At 64.6% G+C, this 18,367-nt stretch carries 12 protein-coding genes and 1 tRNA gene; 7 read left to right on the forward strand and 6 right to left on the reverse strand.

From position 1 onward, the window contains the following. Window positions 1-125 precede the first annotated feature (125 nt). From FHX52_RS16080 to FHX52_RS16100, 5 genes are all read left to right on the forward strand, one after another. Window positions 126-467: a histone-like nucleoid-structuring protein Lsr2 gene (locus tag FHX52_RS16080; RefSeq protein ID WP_141823322.1), complete on the forward strand. Its 342-nt coding sequence runs from the start codon at window positions 126-128 to the stop codon at window positions 465-467. 562 nt (window positions 468-1,029) lie between these two features. Next, entirely contained in the window at window positions 1,030-4,230 is a 3,201-nt protein-coding gene (gene mobF, locus FHX52_RS16085; RefSeq protein ID WP_246070051.1) for a MobF family relaxase, read from the forward strand. A 507-nt stretch (window positions 4,231-4,737) separates the two neighbouring features. After that, window positions 4,738-5,178 (forward strand): very short patch repair endonuclease, encoded by a 441-nt coding sequence (locus FHX52_RS16090; protein ID WP_141823323.1) that lies wholly within the window; start codon window positions 4,738-4,740, stop codon window positions 5,176-5,178. 121 nt (window positions 5,179-5,299) lie between these two features. Continuing rightward, a complete protein-coding gene (locus FHX52_RS16095; RefSeq protein WP_221630620.1) occupies window positions 5,300-6,520 on the forward strand; it encodes a DNA cytosine methyltransferase in 1,221 nt (406 codons plus the stop codon). A 28-nt stretch (window positions 6,521-6,548) separates the two neighbouring features. After that, window positions 6,549-7,442 (forward strand): NotI family restriction endonuclease, encoded by an 894-nt coding sequence (locus tag FHX52_RS16100; RefSeq protein ID WP_246070174.1) that lies wholly within the window; start codon window positions 6,549-6,551, stop codon window positions 7,440-7,442. A 297-nt stretch (window positions 7,443-7,739) separates the two neighbouring features. Here FHX52_RS16100 and FHX52_RS16105 read toward each other — a convergent pair whose 3' ends face one another. The 3 genes from FHX52_RS16105 to FHX52_RS16115 all read right to left on the reverse strand — a co-directional run bounded on the left by FHX52_RS16105 (window position 7,740) and on the right by FHX52_RS16115 (window position 11,644). Further along, window positions 7,740-8,657, reverse strand: a complete 918-nt coding sequence (locus tag FHX52_RS16105; protein WP_185747317.1) for a NotI family restriction endonuclease — start codon at window positions 8,655-8,657, stop codon at window positions 7,740-7,742. Window positions 8,658-8,959: 302 nt separating this feature from the next. Next, window positions 8,960-10,189, reverse strand: a complete 1,230-nt coding sequence (locus FHX52_RS16110; RefSeq protein WP_141823327.1) for a hypothetical protein — start codon at window positions 10,187-10,189, stop codon at window positions 8,960-8,962. Window positions 10,190-10,354: 165 nt separating this feature from the next. Next, window positions 10,355-11,644, reverse strand: coding sequence for an ISL3 family transposase (locus tag FHX52_RS16115; protein ID WP_141823328.1), 1,290 nt, complete (start codon window positions 11,642-11,644; stop codon window positions 10,355-10,357). 265 nt (window positions 11,645-11,909) lie between these two features. Here FHX52_RS16115 and FHX52_RS24680 point away from each other — a divergent pair, with 265 nt between their 5' ends. Then, window positions 11,910-12,242, forward strand: coding sequence for a hypothetical protein (locus tag FHX52_RS24680; RefSeq protein ID WP_185747318.1), 333 nt, complete (start codon window positions 11,910-11,912; stop codon window positions 12,240-12,242). A gap of 25 nt (window positions 12,243-12,267) precedes the next feature. Here FHX52_RS24680 and FHX52_RS16125 read toward each other — a convergent pair whose 3' ends face one another. Next, window positions 12,268-14,457 (reverse strand): hypothetical protein, encoded by a 2,190-nt coding sequence (locus FHX52_RS16125; protein ID WP_141823329.1) that lies wholly within the window; start codon window positions 14,455-14,457, stop codon window positions 12,268-12,270. 877 nt (window positions 14,458-15,334) lie between these two features. Then, complete coding sequence (locus FHX52_RS16130) at window positions 15,335-16,483, reverse strand: DUF262 domain-containing protein (RefSeq protein WP_185747319.1); 1,149 nt, start codon at window positions 16,481-16,483, stop codon at window positions 15,335-15,337. Between the two features lie 581 nt (window positions 16,484-17,064). On the opposite strand from FHX52_RS16130, the gene FHX52_RS23930 reads away from it, so the two are divergent. Then, a tRNA-Tyr gene (locus FHX52_RS23930) sits at window positions 17,065-17,140 on the forward strand. 70 nt (window positions 17,141-17,210) lie between these two features. On the opposite strand, the gene FHX52_RS16135 is transcribed toward FHX52_RS23930, so the two are convergent. After that, window positions 17,211-18,356 (reverse strand): helix-turn-helix transcriptional regulator, encoded by a 1,146-nt coding sequence (locus FHX52_RS16135; protein ID WP_141823331.1) that lies wholly within the window; start codon window positions 18,354-18,356, stop codon window positions 17,211-17,213. Window positions 18,357-18,367 lie beyond the last annotated feature (11 nt).

Genomic DNA, 18,367 nt, shown 5'->3' on the forward strand with positions numbered 1-18,367 from the left:
CCTGCCGGGCTGACTTCCAGGAGCCGTCTTGGCTCAAGGGATTTGGTGGTCAGGCTTGCTCATTTGCGCCGTTTCTCTCCTATCGGCGTATCAGGACGGCCGAGCTGCGCCCCTAGCATTTCCCCATGGCCCACAAGATGATCACTACTTTGGTCGACGACATTGATGGCACTGAGGCGGCAGAGACAGTCAGCTTTGGCCTCGACGGCAGGTCCTACGAGATCGACCTGTCCGAGAAGAACGCGAAAGCGCTCCGCGCGAGCCTGGGGCACTGGACCGCCCGTGCCCGTACATCCGGCCGGCCGGCACGCACCCGGCAGACGGTCGCAACGGCTGGCGCTTCCCGCAACGCCGAGATCCGCGCCTGGGCCCACAGCAATGGGCGCTCCGTACCCGCGCGCGGGCGGATCCCGCAGGGCGTCGTCGCAGCTTTCGACGCAGCCGTGAAGGGCGGCCAGGCCGTCTGAGGCCGACGCCGTCAATCGAGGCCGGTGTGGCCGGCCTGGTAGGTGCGTTAGTCCGACTCCTCGAAACAAGCGCATCGAACAGCTGTTCGATGCATCGGGCACAATGAACCATGGCTGGCGGCATGGGCAAGGAACGCGGCGTGCCGTTGCGTGACCGGCCGCTGGCAACGGGGGGGATCCGTCGACGAGATGCACCGACACGGCACTGCTGGGTGCAAGGGCCGAATGAGCACCCAGGGCCCTGGCCGGGTGTCGTCGTCCAATGGCGACAAGAGCCGGGCTCGGCGGAGTGGTCTGCGCTCGTGGTGTACGTCGTCCTCGACGGACCCGACCCGGCCACTGTCCAGGCCTGGGTCTCCTCAACGTTCCTGACACCCGCCAACCGCCCCTGACCATCTCCACGTCGCGGCCGGCTGGCTGCAGCCGACACCCCCCGCACACGCGGACCCGTCTCTCAAGTTCGGCCCCCTGGTGCACGCCCTCATTCTCGCTCCACACGTCTGGCACCGATGTGAGGTCCGCCGGGTGGTGCCCCCCGGCGCGGGTTGTTCAGGGTGTGACGATGTCGATCCGCCGGATGACGCTGGGCTCCGGGTACCGGTACCTGATGGCCTCGGTCGTACGCGGCGACGCCGATGGCCGGACGGCATCGCCGTTGACCGACTACTACACGCAGGTGGGTACACCGCGCGGCCGGTTCCTGGGGCGCGGCTTGGCCGGCCTGGATGCCGCCAATGGCGTCGCTCCCGGCTCGGTCGTGAACGAGGAGCAGCTGTGGCGGATGCTCGGCATGTTGCAGGACCCGGCCACCGGCGCACCGCTGGGACGGCCCCCGGGCGTCAGCCGGACGGCCTACGTCGACGGGCTCGGTCGGGCGCGGAAGGCGCCCATGACGGTGGCCGGGTTCGACCTGACCTTCTCCGTGCCGAAGTCGGTGTCGGTGGCGTGGGCGCTCGCCGACGAGCCGACCCGGGCCCGGGTCCGCGCCGCGCACCAGGCGGCGTTGGAGTTCGTGATCGGCTACGCGGAGGAGCGGGTGTTCGCCACCCGAACCGGTCGCGGCGGCGTCGTCTCGGACGACGTGCGCGGGGTGGTCGCGGCCGCGTTTGAGCACTGGGACTCCCGCGCCGGGGACCCGCAGCTGCACACCCACGTCGTGGTGCTCAACCGTGTGCAGGCCGTGTCCGACGGAGGCTGGCGCACCTTGGACAGCAAGGCATTGTTCCGGTCCGCGGTCGGGCTGTCGGAGCTATACAACGGCGTCCTCTCCGACCTGGTGACGGCCGACCTGGGGTACGGGTGGGCGCCGGAGGCCCGGCGCCATTCGGGAGTGGAGAAGTGGGAGGTCACCGGGGTCGCGGAGGCGCTGCGGTCCGAGTTCTCGCAGCGCAGCACCGAGATCGAGGCCGCCAAGGACGTCCTCGTCGAGCAGTTCGTGGCATCGCACGGGCGGCAGCCGACTGCCCGCGAGGTGCTCCAGCTGCGACAGCAGGCGACGTTAGCGACCCGCCCGGACAAGCATCAGCACCGCCTGTCCGAGCTCGTCGCCGGGTGGCGGAAGCGGGCCGTCCCGTACTTGGGACAGGAACCGGAGGCGTGGGTAGCGTCCCTGACGAACCGCAATGACCTGCCGCTGCTGCATGCCGCGGACCTGTCCGAGGGGATCCTGGCCGATGCAGCGCTGGCGGCGGTGACGGTGGTCTCGGGCAAGCGCGCCACCTTCACCAGGGCCAATGTGTTCGCCGAGGTGCTGCGCCAGATCGCCGGGGTGCGGTTCGCCGCCCCAGCCGAGCGGGTGACCGTCGCCGAGCGCGTGTCGGACCTGGCGCTGGGCATGTCGCTGCAGCTGACCCCGCCCGACGCCGGTGTCGTTCCCGACGCGTTGCGTCGCCCGGACGGGTCTTCCAGGTTCCGCGCCCGCGATTCGAAGCTCTTCACGACGGCCGAGTTGCTCGAGGCGGAGGGGCGGCTCCTCGCAGCCGGGCGGACCACTGATGGGCCTGCCGTGCCCGTGGGGATGGTCGTCGCTGCGGTGGCGCAGGACGTGCCGGGCCGCGAGCACCCGCTGTCGACGGACCAAGCCGATGCCGTGTGCCGGGTGCTGACCTCCGGGCGCGTCCTCGACGTCCTCGTCGGACCGGCAGGGACGGGCAAGTCGACAGCGATGGCCGGCGTCCGCGCGGCCTGGGAGGCCCGCCATGGGCCGGGGTCGGTCGTCGGGTTGGCGCCGTCAGCGGCTGCGGCGGAGGTTCTCGCCGACGCGGTCGGGGTGCCGACCGAGAACACCGCGAAATGGCTTGCGGAAGCGTCCCTTCAAGCCGCTCGGCGCGCCGAGCTCGACCAGCTATCGGCGAAATTGGACCGGGCAAGCCCATCGTTACGCACCCGAGCGCTCCTGTCCCGATCCCGGACGATCGCCGCAGATATTGACCGGTGGCGGCTCCGTGCGGGGCAGCTGGTCATCGTCGACGAGGCCTCGATGGCCGGCACCTTCGAGCTCGACTCGCTCACGGCGCACGCCCGCACCGCCGGCGCGAAGGTGCTCCTTGTGGGCGACTGGGCCCAGCTCTCCCCGGTGTCGGCAGGGGGAGCGTTCAAGCTCCTGGCGACGGACCGAGACGACACCCCGGAGCTGCTGGACGTGCGGCGGTTCCGGCACGAGTGGGAACGCGAAGCGTCCCTCGGACTGCGCTCCGGGCGTCCGTCCACGGCCGCGGCGTACGTTGCCCGGGGACGGGTCGAGGGCGGGGCCAGGGAGTCGATGCTCGACGTCCTCTTCGAGGCCTGGCGCGCAGACACCAGGGCAGGGCGCCGGTCGCTGATGATGGCTGCCGACGCGCAGACCGTGGCTGACCTCAATGCCCGAGCCCGAGCAGACCGTGTGGCCACCGGAGACGTCACCGCTCACGGGGTGCTGGTAGAGGACGGGTCCACCCTGGGGATCGGCGACGTCGTGGTCACCCGGCTGAATCAGCGCACCCTCGCCGCGTCCGGAGCCTGGGTCAAGAACGGCGACCAGTGGATCGTCACCGCCATCCGCGACGACGGGTCGGTGCTGGTCCGGCGTCCTGTCGGTGGGGGAGTGGCCCTCCTGCCGGCCTCGTATGTGCGGGAGCACGTCGAACTCGGCTACGCCACCACGGCGCACCGCGCGCAGGGCCGGACGGTGGACACGGCGCACGCGTTCGTCACTGCGACCACGGTCCGCGAGCCGCTCTACGTGATGGCCACCCGTGGCCGCGAGAGCAACCGGCTCTACATCGACACTAGGTATGACCCCGACAGCGAGACCGCCCACGAGCAGCCGCTCGAGGTGCCGCCGCTCGACGTCCTCACGCGTGTCCTCGCTTGCTCCGGCGCCGACAAGTCCGCCACCGAGACCCGCCACGACGAATTCACGAATGCCGACAACCCCGCCCGGTTTGTTGCTGAAGGAGCCGCAGCCTATGTTGTGGCACGCGAACGCCGGTACACCAACCTGCTCCTCGTCGCAGGGGTGACGCCCGGCGAGATCGAGTCCGCCAAGAACGCCGACTTGTGGCGTCCGCTTCTTGCCCGCATGCACCACACTGAACGCCTCGGCATCCACCTCGACACCGCGATCACGCCCGTCGGAGCTGCCGTCGGGCAAGCCGATGGCCGGGACAGGCTCCGCCTGATCGAGGCACGGCTGGCTCAGCAAATGAGCCTTCAAGTCGATCAGAAGGCCCAGGGAGCTGCGGTACGTGCACCTGGGATGGGCACGGGTTGGGCACATGGCTAACCGATGGCTCATCCCGTGCCTTCTCACTGGGAGCGGAGCCATGCGCCTAGGGTCGCTCGCCTGCAGGGACCAGGCCATCAGGGCAGTTGGAGTCGCTCGCGGGGGGTCGCGTTGTAGTCCTTCATTGCAGGAGTGGCGATATGGAGCAGGCCGGTGCGGTGCTAGCCGGAGCATCGTCTTCCCGGGGCCGGCCGGCGGAGATTCGCTTCCACCTGCTGCCTCCACGTGCCGGCAACAACCCGTGTGTCACCCGCATGAGTGCACCCTGGGTGCATGCAGGAGTGGTTGCGGACGGTCCCGTGAATGCGTTCGCCGGGGTGAGCATCGACCTCCCCAGCCGTGGCCTCATGGGCAGTCGCCCCTGCTTGCAAACTCGGAGCGTGGTTGTCGGTGCTCGTCGTTCACGCCCTCGCCGACACGTGTGGGAGCACCTGGCCGCGTTCGTCGGTTACAGCGTTGCAGTACTTCGCTGCAGTACTCCCGGGCCGAGCCTCGTAGGTTGGGACTATGGCGCGGGAGTGGGTGTCGACGACAGCGGGGGCTCACCTGGCGGGTCGACGTGCGAAGAGCACGGCTCCTGAGGTCGAGCTGCGCCAGGCGGTCCACGCTGCAGGGGGCCGTTTCCGGCTTCACCGGCGTTTGGCCAAGGGATGCACACCTGACTTCGTGCTGCCCGGCCGCAAGGTCGCGGTGTTCGTGGACGGCTGCTTTTGGCATGGCTGTCCCGAGCACGGCCGGCGCAAGCCTTGGACTGGTCCTAACGCGGACCTCTGGGAGCAGAAGATGCAGCGGAACGCTGAACGTGATCGTCAGTCGACCTTGCTCGCCGAGGAGCTCGGTTGGACGGTGGTCCGCGCTTGGGAGTGCCAGGTTCGTAGGGATGCCGTCAGACTGGCTGCAGAGATCATGGCTCTCGGCGACGCCTCATCAGAGTCTGGGCCCATCTGATGTGCCTCAGTGGCTTTGCGGAAGCAGCGCTGACTCCGACCAGACCCCCGGCCGAACAGTTGTTCGCAACACGCCGGCGGGGATGTCGTCGAGCGCCACGCCATCATGGAAGGATCACCCCGTGGCTAAGAGGACCGGACCAGAGCTCACCTGCATCGACCTGTTTGCCGGCGCCGGCGGCTTGTCGGAGGGGTTGCGCGAGGCGGGCTTCCGATCGCTCTACGCGAACGAGGTCATCCCGCAGTACGCCGCAACTTTCGCCCTGAACCATCCGGGAACGCTGGTTGATGCCAGCGACATCAGGGAGGTGGAGCCGGCAGGCGTGCGGGAGAAGCTTGGTCTTGCCCGAGGCGAGCTGGACCTGGTTGCGGGCGGCCCTCCGTGCCAGGGATTCAGCATCAACGCGCCGACTAGGAGCGCCGAAGACCGGCGCAACCACCTCTTTCGTGACTACTTGCGGTTCGTCGAGGAGTTCCGACCGCGGGCTGTTCTTATCGAGAACGTTCCCGGCCTGGTGAGCTTCGGGAATGGCGCGACGCTCCACGCGATTCTGGAGTCGCTAGAACTGCTTGGTTACTCGTCCGACGTCCGCATTCTTTATGCACCTCACTACGGCGTCCCCCAGACTCGGTGGCGCACGCTGGTGATTGGCCTCAGAGATGGCGGTGATGCGCTTGCTGCCTTCCCGGAGCCGCGCCACGAAGCGCCACATCGGGTGAACTTCACTTCGAAGCTTGGGAACAGAAACCTTGTCGTGCTTCCCACCGTTACTAATCTGCGAGGCCACACGACGGTCCGCGACGCCATTGGTGATCTGCCGGGACTCAAGAACGGGGAGCCGGGCGCAGAGATCAAGGAGTACCCGGAGGCGCCCCAGAACACGTATCAGGCCGATCTCCGAATCGGGTCCGATGGTGTCCACAACCACGAGGCGATCTCACTCTCGCGGGTGAACCTCGAGCGCCTCCGCCACATCCCACCCGGCGGCAACTGGACTAACATTCCACATGACCTTCTACCTGCGGGGATGCAACGTGCCCGCAGAACGGATCACACTAAGCGCTACGGCAGGGCCAATCCCGATGGCCTTTCGTCGACGATCCTGACAAAGTGCGATCCCCACTGGGGGGCTTACTTCCATTACAGCCAAGATCGAGCGTTCACGGTCCGGGAGGCCGCCAGGATCCAGTCCTTCCCGGATAGGTACATCTTCACGGGGTCGCGAGTCGCTCAGTTCGAGCAGGTAGGTAACGCCGTGCCGCCGATGCTGGGGCGCGCCGTTGGAAATTCCATCAGGTCCGTCTTGAGTGTGGAAGGATCGGCTCTCGACATAGCGACGTAGATGGGGCGAGGACCTAGTGGCGACGGACGTGTATGAGTTCTTTGGTTTCAGGGCGTCTGACAACTCCGCCGTCGCAGTAGACCACGCGCAGCGCGGGCAGTGTCCGTTCCTCCAGGACAGGTGCGAGAAGACGCTGAGTGACGGGCTGATCGCCGGTGTTTGCACGCTCAAACCAGTCACGAGCACCCCAGTAATCTGCTGTCCGGTGCGTCTGTACGCCGACGACTATCGAGTTCTCCGAGATGTAGCTGACATGGCCTTCACCCCTGGACTCGCCTTGCACCCGGGGGGCGCCGCTGCATCTGAAGCGCGTCACACTGGGCATGAGGTAATCGCAGTTTTTGGTAAGCGCTGGGGCGGGGAACTGCGCCTCCCACAGAGGCAAGGTCGGGGGTCCTACTTCGTAGACTGGATCTTGGCGCGGCTCGACGCGCAGGGCAACCTTGCAGAGTTCGTCGCCATCGAGGTCCAGTCGATCGACACTACCGGCAACTACCGAAACGGGCGCACTGCATTGCTTGCACAAACGCGCCATATTGAGCGGACCACGGCGGGCTTCAACTGGGAGAACGTCAGCAAGCGCATCCTTCCCCAGGTGATCTATAAAGGCAACGTGCTCCAAAGGGAGTCGCTGTGCCAAAAGGGCCTGTTCTTCGTCGTCCCTTCACCGGTATACGGACGCATCATGGACCGACTAGGCGGGTCGGGCGGTCTCCTCCCCTATCCGCTTCAGTCCAGCAGCATCACTTTTATGTCCTACGACCTTGACCTCAGCGCCGGGACGGCTCCCGGATTGTCAGTTCCGCTTAAGCAGGAGCACGTCTACACGACCAACATCGGTCAGGTTGCGCAGGCCTTCGCCGGGCCGGGAGTCATGCCCCCACAGGACTGCTATCGCGACGCGATCCGGGCGGCGCTTTGAGCTAGGCCTCGTCCTTGCCTGCCAGTCCAAACGTTCCGGGCTTCGTCTTGATGAGACGCGGGTCTCGGACGGCCGCAGAATGGATGTTCCTGATCCAGCCCTTGTAGTCTTCGCCCTTTGGTAGCAGTCCATCGGACCGTAGCGCGCGAAGAAGGTCCTCGCTGGTGCTCGGCCCTTGGGCCTCGACCAAGGCCACCCAACGCTCGCGAATCACCGAACCGTCTACCTGGTGCATAGGGACAGCGTAGCTAGTTCTTGCGTCTTCAGAACACTCTTGGACGCCGCGGTTCAGGTGATCTACAGGGGGATGACCTTCGTCGGTGAGGCCGCCTGGAGAGTCTGGTCCAGAGAGTCAAAGAAGCCGTCCATCGACATCGGTTCAGCTGCATCGAGGGCAGTAATCGACGCTGCGAGGCTTGCGTAGTGAACCTCGCCCCGGCCGAGGGAATTGCCTGCAAACTCTGCAACCAGCCAGACGACATCACTGGCAGCCAACTTATCGCGGTCTGTGCGCCCACTTGTTGTCGCAAGTCTTGACATCTGCTCGAAGAAGTAGCGGTCGACAAGTACGGCCGTCTTGATTCCCCAGTTGCGAAGTAGAGGGACCTTGAGGCTCAGCTGGGGCGCCAGACGCTTTGGTCCGCCAGAGCGATAGTCCGGTCGTCTAGGCTTCGCCGGCATCAGCACGTCTTCCGCGACTCGATACCTCTCGAAGTCGTCGACCATGTTGTGTCCAGAGAAGTACAGACTCTGTGTCTCAAGTGCTGCTAGTCGGCGTCCTTGGGGTGCGTCATCCACCAGAAGCCAGTCGATACGCCCCGCGCTTCCTGAGTCCCCATCAAGTGCCAAGCCGGCCCGCCTCAGAATCGGGGTTTCGCGTACCGCAGTTGCCCTAGGGTTGCCAAGCATCACCTCGGCCGCCCAACGAAGCAGGTCGCCGTTCTCCAGGAAGCGGTTCGGGCAGGCAGCCACGAGGTCGTTGGAGACCGAGGCCTGACCGTCAACTTGCTCGACTGGGTGCAGCGAGCAGACACCACCCCTCTTCGAGCACCGTGCACCAGGGACGATGGCAGCGGCGAAGGGGCACTGTTGTCGGGCGTCCGAAGCCGCCTGCAGGGCGAGATCGGCTACACGCAGGAATTGGGTGGGCTCCATGGCCAGGAGGTCAGTCCCGAACCACTCTCCGACACCCCACCGTGTGATCGTCCTTGGCACGACTCGCATGCTTCCACAACTCGCTGACGAGCGACGAGCTCCTACGGAAGTTGCGCCAGCAGGGCATGCTCCCGAAGGGCGATTCTGTAAGGCATGGATCAGGAACATCCATTCAACGGCATCCAACGAGAAGCGGCTTGGCAAGGCTCGGCCTGGACTCTCTGAGCTCAATGACTGAAGGCCCCGCTTGCGCTGGGGTCTGGAGCCGCCAGTGACGGCGGCTTGGTCTGGTGCACGGCCGTCCAACGCTCGTTGGCAGTGTGGACGCAACGGACCCTCGGCAAGGACGCGGCACCGACTGGCTACCTGCCTGGAGGGGCTGCCGAGTCGTCGGCTCCCGAGCGACTCGCAGGAAACTGAGGCAGCGACTCGAACTCCTCGGGGGCCGGTGCGAGCACGCGCTCAAGTCCATTTCGCAATCGCACCCGTTCGGCGGCGCGCTCGGCGCGTTCCTTTGCTTCAGTGGCGTCGGCCTGAGAGTTGTACCAAGCAGCCTTGGTCTTCCCTGGCAGCGCCGCGAGAGCTCCTGGGCCCTTGAGCAGCGCCACAACGATGCCCAGAACCTTGCTGGTCTCCGTCCCGTACTCCGTCAACAAATGGAGCCACGTAGAGCCGGCCCGAAGACGTACTCGGGGTGGCGCTGCCAACTCAAGGCCAGACGAGTAGTCGCCTTGCTGAGGAAGTTCGCGGCTGTGATCCATGGCCACGACGATGCTGGCGGCCTTGAACAGCTCGTTGAGGTCAGACATCAAATTGTCGAGAACTGATAGAGGGAGACCTGATTTGTAGTCCATCGGGGCCTCCGGCGTCCCTACAAATTTGAGTCGGACTGCGAACGGCCCCGAGGGCCTCTTCTGAGCCCCGACGGGGGCGCCAGACTCGGCGGCCATGCCGGGCGAATCCGGGACGAGCGTCTCGAGCGCCACCTCTGAACCAGGCTCGCTGGTTACTGAACGAACTTCCTCTGCGTCTCGCAGAGCCTCGTCCAAAGAGCCGTACACTCGGCTCCTCATAAGGATCACGCCGCGTCGATCACGCAGCGCGAAGGCATACTTATCACCGACCCTGGCTACTGAGATTTTCCCAGCCATTCGTCCCCCTTCGTTGAGGGGATGGTATTGGAAGTTGGCGCCGTGGACTGATCTCGCCGCCAACACGCTCCCCGGAGAGCGCAACAACTTCCCAACCCCCAGATCCTCAGGAGCGGAGCAGCCGAGGCACGCGCAGCGCCGGTTTCGAGCCCAGATCCCGCCGACACGCTGCCACGAACGCATCACGGTTTGCGGCCCTCTCCGTAGGTCCGTCTCCCCCCAACCGCTCGACTGCTCGAAGATATCCTCGGGTGCAAGGAGGTAAATCTCAGCTTCCGCATGGGACAGGTCGCGCCGGGCCACCTTGGACTGCTCCTCCATTTCGGCGAGGCGGTCGCGCACGTACCCGGCCTCCGGGTGGTCTCCGTCGAACCCAGACCCGACGATCTGGGAAACTTCTTCCCTGGCTTCCGACAGCTCGACGATGCTGTCGATGACCATGAGCGCTCGGACGTAAGCATCCCGCTGGTCCTGAAGAAAGCGAACGCGGTCCTCACGCTGGTTGCGGCGCCGCTCCTGAACAAAGTCGAAGAGGGACTTCAGTAGAACCCCAACCACGATGCCCGCTAGGGCGCTCTCCGCATTTGAGCGGGGCGGGTGCTGATTTCATGCCGCGTGTCTCTGCCCTCGGGTGAGGGCGATGTGGACCATGATGCGCCGTCGGTAGTTGTCCATGTTGGTGAAGCCGCATCCGACACGCTTGGTCTGCTTGATGATCCGGTTGAACCCTTCGGTCCGGGCGTTGGTGACGTCCTCGGTGAGCGCGACGAGCACCGCCGGCCACCACGTCTCGATCGTGGTCGCCAGCCGGGTGGTCTCCTCCATGTCGGCGCGGGCCGCGGCGTCGTAGAAGTCGTACAGCCGGCGCCGGATCAGGTTCGGCTCAGACTCGGCCAGCAGCAGCCGGAGGCGTTCCTTGACGGCGTGCGCGGCACCGATCTCGTTGGTCGGGTCCTCCGCAGCGAGGGCCGCGGTGAACCGGGCTCGCTGCCTGGGTGAGAGGTGCTCGTACCCGGTCAGCAGCAGCTGCCGCGAAGCCCACACCTTGTCGGTGGCGATGCCGCGTCGGCCGTGCAGCTGCCGGGTGATCCGTTGCCTGACCTGGGTGACCATCAGGTTCGCGAGGGCCACCAGGTGCCACTTGTCGACCGCGATCCGCGCGTCCGGCAGTGCGGTGCGGATCCCGGAGGCGTACGGCGCGGACGGGTCGATCACGACCAGCTCGACCCCGGCCCGGAACGCCGACGACTGCAGCGCGAGCCACTCGATCACGCACGCCCCGGAGCGTCCCGGGGTCAGGCCGAGCAGGCGCCCGGGGGCGGTCGGGTCGGCGTTGACGAAGGAGGTCATCCACAGGTCCGACCGCTTCCAACCAGCGTCTTGAAGGACCCAGCGCACCGAGCGGGCGCGGGTCTCGTCGATCCCGAGGACCCGGGTCGGTTCCGGTTCCGGCAGCCACCGCGCCGCCAGTGCGATGAGTGCCCGGTGCGCGGTCGCCCACGCCACGCCGTACTCGCCCGCGACCTCGCTGACCGCACGGTTGCCCGACGCGATCGCCGAGCCGATCTTCTCCCGCAGCCTGCTCGTGAGCCGCGACCGTGCGGGCACAGCGCGGGACTGCTGCGTGAACGTGACTGTCCCGCAGCGCGTTTCGCGGCAGACCAGGCGCCGCTTGAGCCACCACAGCTCGGTCCGCTGGCCGGAGGCGGGCAGGTCCTTGACCCGCACCAGCGGCCGTTCCTTGACCCTCGAGGTGAGCACTCCGCAGCCCGGGCAGGCGCCCTCCCGGTCGACCACCTCAATGACGATCATCACCGTGTGCGGGTCGATTCGTTCGAGCTGCAGGACGGCGAACTCGTCCTCCAGCCCGAGCAGCACTGACGTACCCTCGTTCATGCTCGTGGCCTCGCTGTTGTCGCGTTGTGAGAGACCAACAGCATGTCGGGGCCACGAGCCCCATCAACTACCAGGCGCCCCGCTCAAATGCGAAGAGCCCGCTAGGGCGTTCACCAGCGGCACCTACCACCATGAGGTGCCTGCCGCTGCGTTGACTTCCGATCCCGTCATGAGCCGAGCGTAGGGGGGTGGACCGCCCGGCAAGCTTGAGGCCCCAGCGGGTGTCTATAGCGGCTGAGATCTGCGGGTAGTCCCAAGATCGATCATGAGCACGAATGGTCTCGTGCCAGTGGGTGCGGCTGATGTCGGGAATGACGACGTGCAGCCTGGAGCCGTCGTGGAGGGTCACATCGCCGAATGGGCTGCTCAGATCGACTCGGCGTCCACTGTGCTTCAACATGCATTCGACGAGGTCGTGCACGTCGTCTGCGGTGTGGATGGTCGGTGTGAGCTCAGCGGCCCCACCACGCGCAACGAATTCTTGCCGGAAGCCCTGATGGAGCTCTCTCTCGTCGACGGGTCGCCGGGTGGAGGACTGTTGGCCGAGCCGTCGGTCGGTGAAGACCGCGCAATCCTAAGGCCTGATCTCTACACCTAGATTCCGGTTCGGACGGAGCCCTCACTTAGAGGAGGCCAACCTGCTCTAGCGCCGATCGCTGTGAGGCATCCCTCATGGTGTGACCGTGCTCCAGACTCTTGAGCACGAGTTCACCTTTGTCTCTCCTGTCCAAGTGGAAGGTTGACCACGTGTGGCATTCTGGGCAGACCCCTCCGTAGAGGAACGGGCGGATTAGGTGCCATCCGCCACTGCTATCCGAAATGTAAAGACTTCCAGCCTCGATATCATTTCTGCGGAGGACTTGAGACTCTAGGGGAACGATGGAGTGATCCCCCATCATCTGTCTGAACTTTACTTCGGACGTTCCCTCGAATGCATTGAGGCGGGTCGTCTCGACGCTGAGGAGTTTCAAGTCAGTTAGGAACTCGGCGCGCTGCATAAGCGCCTTGAGATCCTGATATGCGTCATCCAGTTCGCTTGGCATCCGATCTACGGGTAGTCGTCTTAGATGAGCGTAGTCATTGCGCCTTTCGCTCATCCTCTTCCTCGACTGGGCGAGCGTGCCGGTGCGCTCCAGAAAGCCGCAGGCCGAAATAAGTGCCGGATCTAGGTCGCGACCGACAAACCGCGGCCCACTAAGCTCCTCCAGGATTGCGACCCAGTCACCTATCCCTGTGCCTGACCGGCCGATCCTCAGTTTTTCCCTCACGGCGGCTACGGACTTAACCTGCTCGCCCGCCTCGAGAGCAACAACAAGACCAATCTGCGCAACGAAAGTAAGTAGCACTTCGTAGCACTCGAGTATCTCCCGATATGCGGCGTGTACATCCTGCCCGTCCAGTTGGGCCTCCATGGCACGCCATCGATATGCAAGTGGGTGAGGGTATCTGGTTCTTACGGCGTAGCTGAAGTCGTCAAGAGCCGCGGCTCCCTCCACGCGCAACCTCAACAGCCTTCCGGCGCCCACAAGCATCCTTCTGGCCTCCCTGGCATCTTGTCTATCAAACGAGGTGGCCAAGAGTGCGTCCGCCTCAGTCAGCCACGCATAGAGTCGCGCCGCCGCGGCGTCGATCTCCACAATGCTCGCTGCCAAACCGTCATCCGGGCGGGGTACTTGAATGTGCGCAAGATAATCGAACCCCTGCATCGACGATGGAATGTTGGCGCGCAGGGTTTCCTTCAGGAGGTCAGAGCCAAGGTAGGCGCGGATGATGCGACGATGGGCAGGGGAGAGATGCTGCCTTGGCCGAAGGGTAATTGTCCCTGACGCGGCCTGAGAAGGAAGGTCCGAAACCCTGACGTCGATCACATGTAGTCCATGCCGGAGAGAGCCAGGTGACTTAGGGGAGAGGAGGAGGTCGCCCTCGTGCAACTCAATGACCTCATCCGCCCAGATCTCGAGGTCGGGCTGGAGGGGACGCTCCGTGCGGTAGGCCCGCCCGGTGCGGTCAACGTTCAGAACGTCAAGCGATTCGAGCCGGGCCGCGTCCTCCTGCAAGGCATCCTCATCCGCCGCACCATCGGTGGGCGGAGGTATCGGTCTCACAACCGAAAATAGATCGGTGAGGTGTTCCGACGAGCCAAATTCAGACAACGACTCGTTGCGCCGCCGCAGTTCGGGATCGTGAGTGTCGAATCGAAGGCTCGTCAGCCCGAGTTCCGGCTGGTCGATTACATATCCGAACGGCGGCATGGCCCCGTTCCGCCTCTTGAGGAGCTGGTCCAGTTGGCGACGTACCAACTTCGGCTCGTCCCCCGCGTCGTACCGGAACATGCGCAAGACGTTTGGATAGTCGGATGTCACTGGGACAGACAGAACGGCGACCCTATGGCGTCTCGGCTCATGGGCGTTCAGCACTACCAGCGGTCGCCTCCCTGGCGGAACGGTGGATGGGCCGAGGTCGCCGTGGGATTCAAGACCGGTCCACGTGGAGACGACTACGAGCGGGTATTCGGACTTGGAGGTAAGCGCACTGAGCATTCGTGGAGAGGTGTGCGTTTTCGGGTTGTACACGAGCGGAGGAATGCATATCACCGGTCCAGACTCCAGCGCCTCGGTAATCGCGCTCAGGAATTCGCCGCGCCCCTCGATTCGAATTACGCGCGGGGAGTCTGGTACGTCGACGTTGAAGAACGCCGGCTCATGTCGCACGATCTTGGGTTCAGCGGCAGAATGACGCACAAGCATCTGTTCGCACAGCTGGATAAGGCTTGCCTCCAACTCGACTTTGCTCGTGTGCGAAGATGCCGTCACAACATGCTCCTTTGATGGGGGAGCACGCGTCGAGTGCTCGGTGGCCTCATCGTATATCAGGCCGATGCGCTGATCAGGGCTTGTCGGATGCCTGGCAGGCGAGGGTCGACGCGGCTAAGGCGGGTGCTCGTGGCCGGCGCCCTATCGGCCGGAAGCGAGCCACCGTCCCAGCCGATTTGACCGCCGCTTCCCTAAAAGCGGGACCTTACACGCATGTCCCAGAGACGCATCTCGGGAAGGAGGCCCGAAAGGGTTCGGTCAATATCCCAGGGTGCCTGACTCGTCCTCGTCCGTGTTGCCGAGGTACTCCAGACCGGGACTTTGATAGGCCCGAAGCCAGACGGTGCAATGTCTACCGGCGGCCTGCCGAATCGGGTCACTGGCCGACCGTGTGCAGTATCCCCGCGAAGGCCACCGAAAGAGTCCATGGAAGCGAGCCACACCGGGTCAAAATCGGACTCATGGAACCCAAGCGGTAGCAGCATGGCGAGGAGGTTTAGTCGTTTAACTCCGTTGTTCCCGTCGAGGCGACGGATGTACCAGGCGATGGCCGCCTTTGTCTCTTCCTCGACTGACCCGTGAACTGTTAAGTCGCCGCGAGGGAGGCTTGTAGCACAGGCATAGTAGTGCGTGGCAGCAATTGCCTCGAGCAGTGGCGATCGAACTCGCGACGTGCGCAATTTCCACAAGGAGGCGTAGACCGCCCGCCGACTTAACTCCTCAAAGAAGAACTCGATTGCAGCATGGGTCGATACCAAATAGGCGTCGCCTATCAAGAGGTCTGCGTCACGAGCAACGGGTCTTGCTGGCGACGAAAGTCGGCTCCTGAGGCGGTTAAGTGCGTTGTGTAGTTCATGATATGCAATTAGCGTGGCCATCACGGCATGTACTTCTGTGCGCTAGGCGCGCTTTCGCCAAGTTCCTTCCCCCAAATGCGCATCCTTGTGTGGAGGCTGGGTACGCTTTTGGTTGTCGATGTCAAGGCGGACTGGAAGTCAGGATCCGTCTTGCAGGCCTCTTCGAATCGCTGCCGCACCAATTCTGAGGTGTCGAGCGCTTGCCGTGCCACCTCAGGGTGCTGAAAGTAGAACGCCATGACGTCGAGGACGGCTCGATTCTTGCGTGACTCAAAACCCCGGGACGTAGCTCGTTTGAATGCGTCCTTTCCAAAGATTCTTAGGGTGGTTTCGATAGCAAGGTCAAGCCCGGACCCTACAGTTGTGACTTGTTCCGACACGCGACCCCAGTTCGAGTTAAACTCTTGACACGATTCGTCGAGAAACCTTCGAAGATCCCCCCGGTACTCTTTGTATCTAAGGGTTAACGAGATGTGGCGCGTAAGAATCTCCGCATCTCGCATGCGGAAGTCCGGATTCTTGATATTCAGGAATTTCCGAATCGCACCGCTCTCACTTGATGCCTGCATGACATAGTCCATGAAGGGGCCAGGATGGAGTGCTCGGCGCAGCTCCTGCGGCGATAGGCCGACTACGTTGCTGTTAAGTCGAAGGAAGGTTAGGTATAGAAGGCTCTCATTGGCCCAGCCCCGCAGTATGACGGCCCGAATCGCGGCGTTCTCGAGTGAGGCAGTGTGGTCCTCGAAGGAGTTGTCCGCTTGGAGATCTTCATAGGTCAGTCCATTCAAGTGCGTGAGGACATCTAACCCCGATAGGCGCATCGGTGGCCCATCCAAACCGGCAAAGCGTTGCAGACTTCGAAGCCGTTGTTTTCCGTCTAGAACGATGAACCGTCCTCGGGTCTCTTGGCGTTCGGCAAGAATGACCTGCGGCACGGGAATTCCCAAAAGCAGTGATTCAATGAAGCGAGACCGCTTCGTGACATTCCAGACATCTCTCCGCTGAAACGCCGGCTCCAAATCGAATCGTCCGCGACGCAACTGATCGACGATTGTACTGACCGTCCAATCGGTACCCCAGGTTACGGTGGCATCCGGCCTCACGTCCGCAGCAAGGTCCCCCTCATCCACGTCGAGCGAAAGTTGGTCAGCCACCTCTTGGGTAGACACCGTGTACTCCTCTAGGTCGTCGGCTAGACAAGGGGAGTCTGCCATCTACTCAGCCCGGTTGGCTCGTCATGTGCGCGCGAAGCGACGCCGACCTTGTGCTCCCTTGATGGATGGGCCCCTGCAGCGCAAGCGCTTGCGAAGGCTTCGACCTTCTTGGTCAGGGTGCCGAGCGCACAGGACTACGCGCACGCGCGATTCGTCAGGTTGGTCGCATCGACAAGCGAAACGGTAGCTCGACGTGTCTCCGCGTGCTTTGAGCGTGCGAGGGACGAGCTGGGCCCTGTCAGAACTGGCGACCGCGGGGATGAGGTTTGCCACCCGGCGACGGACTGGGTATCCCTGTGAATGGGCATGCCCAGTCTCCTACGGTCGATCACCAAGCGACGACTTCGTCAACCAGACAAGGTCGCGTCACTGCGGGCGGTAGGACGCAGGCTCATGGCTCGCTTGCGCGGCGCCGGTCCTGTGCAGCGGGACAAGAACAAGGGTGCTTCCCAGTCCGGCCATGGGGGACAGGCAAGGGCTGTGAGCGAGTGTCCGTGTTGCGATCGTGGTGAAGTTTCGCTCTGAGTCCCGTCGACGCAGGTCAGAGGGTTGGATCCCTCGGACTGTAAATCCGTCGCGAGAGCTACGAAGGTTCGAATCCTTCACCTGCCACCCAGTGCTCAGAGAGGCCCTGACCAGCGGAAACGTTGGTCAGGGCCTCTCGCACGTGCTGGGCGGTCCGCTACTCCAGGTAGCCGCCCGTCGGGCCGACCACCGAGCCGAGCCGCGGAGCGTACTGGTCGAAGTAGACGCGCGAGATGAGGTCGCGTCGGCTGCGCACACCGGCCTTGTCGAAGATCGACTTGAGGTGGTCCTGAACCGTGTAGGCCGACACGTGCAGCGTCGTCGCGATCTCCTTGGTGTCGACTCCCTGCAGCACGAGCCGCGTCACGTCGCGTTCGCGTGCGGTGAGATCGAACGCGGCGACGACGAGCTCGACGATCTCCGGCGGCCGCGCCTCCTCGATCGTGATGACGACGTCGCCGGTGACACCGTTGCGTGAGGCGAGCGGTGCGGCATGCAGGAGGAGCCAGTGACCGGAGGCCGCACGCACGCGTCCGCGCGGCAGACCGGCGCCCGGGGTGCTGAGGCTGTGGCGGGCGGCGGCGACGAGAGTGAAGACGATGCCCATCGGGTCGATGAGGTGCGGCGCCGACCGGAACTCGGCAAGGCGCTCCTCGGCGCCGAGGCTGATCTGGGTCACCTCGTCGGTGGCGTCCACGATGATCACCGCCGGACCGCAGGAGGCGGAGCGCCCGGTGGGCGCCAGCTGCTCGGGCTCGGCCAGGCGCGCGAGCACCCCGGCGCGCACGCCACGCGCGAACGACCCCGACAGCGATCCGAGGAACTCGACGTCGTCGGCGGCGAACTTCGGGTCGTTGTGGTCGCGGAAGAGGGCCATCCCGCCCCACATGCCGAGGGTGTCCTTGAAGAGCACCCGCGCCTCGTCGCCGAACCCGAAGATGGGCTTGATCAGCTGGTTCATGCGCAGTGACTCGTCGACGTAGTCGGGCATCGACTCGTGCATGCCGATCGCCGATCGGTCGGCGATGGCGAGGTGCCGGAACGATGAGCGCTCCTGGCCGCCGTACTCGATGTTCGCGAAGAGCACGTCCTGCGAGTCGGTTTCGGCGAGAGCGCCGTACTTTCGGCCGCTCGTGAGCAACAGCGACGCCGGGTCGTGCGTGGCGACGCACGCAGCCTCCCACGGCACCGCGCGCCGCACGGCGGCCGATGCCTCGCCGAGAAACTCGTCGAGGTCGAGCCCTGCACGCGAGAGCACGTCGACATCCCCACGGACGCGCTCGGCCGTCAGCCGATTCCCCATGCGCACAGTAT

Origin of the sequence: Humibacillus xanthopallidus (assembly GCF_006717145.1) — a bacterium.
In the GTDB taxonomy this organism is placed as follows: Bacteria; Actinomycetota; Actinomycetes; order Actinomycetales; family Dermatophilaceae; genus Humibacillus; species Humibacillus xanthopallidus.